The organism is Pseudoalteromonas sp. BMB (genome assembly GCF_001709235.1).
GTDB classification, from domain to species: domain Bacteria; phylum Pseudomonadota; class Gammaproteobacteria; order Enterobacterales; family Alteromonadaceae; genus Pseudoalteromonas; species Pseudoalteromonas maricaloris.
In genome coordinates, this window is record NZ_MBQA01000028.1 from 1 (window position 1) to 710 (window position 710).

2 protein-coding genes are annotated in these 710 nt (G+C 46.9%); both read left to right on the plus strand.

Annotation, left to right across the window (positions count from 1 at the left end):
- The coding region (locus tag BB427_RS02760) for an RHS repeat domain-containing protein (RefSeq protein WP_139119005.1) at positions 1 to 348 on the plus strand (348 nt) is incomplete at its 5' end.
- A gap of 4 nt (positions 349 to 352) precedes the next feature.
- Positions 353 to 710 (plus strand): hypothetical protein (locus BB427_RS02765; protein WP_139119006.1); only part of this gene is annotated, 358 nt, incomplete at its 3' end.

The following is a 710-nucleotide window of genomic DNA, read 5'->3' on the forward strand; positions in this document are numbered from 1 at the left end:
GGTGAAGTGCGTTTATCGGGCTTAAACGAGCAAGCCTCAAAGACCAGTGCGCGTAGCACCAAAATGGCCTACAACGCAGCTGGCCAATTGGAAACCAAAACGGATGGTGAAGGTTACACCACGCGTTATTACTACGATGCAGCAGGCAATGAAATTGCACAGCGCCGCTATGCAAAAGCGGGAACTACCGAGTCGCCAGAAGACCGTATCAGCCACACTTACTACGACGGTCAAGGCCGTGTTGTTGGGTCACTCTCAGCCGATGGAGCTTTGACCACCTTTACTTACAACAAAGACGGTCATAAACAATCGCAAACGACCTATCACACCCAAGATCCGCGCCGATAAATCCATGACCCATTACAGTTATGATGCGATGGGGCAATTGGTTGAAAAACGTGAATATGAAAATGTGATTGCGCACGATGAGTTTAACGGTGGGCTGCAAACCCATACGTACATAAACTCGAATGGGCTAGCAGCGGTTAAGTTAGAGGATAACCGTGTTTCATTTACCCGTTTAGCTGCAGATAGTTCTTGGCCATCACTTCGCTCTTCCAACCGTTTTAATTTAAACGAAAACATGCTGATGAGCTTTGAAGTAACCACCGGTCCCTCAACCGCAGGAAGTTATTTTTATGGTGGTATAGATAACCATGGTTCTTTGAGTGATAACACATTAGACCGACACGCGGTTTACTTTAATGGGG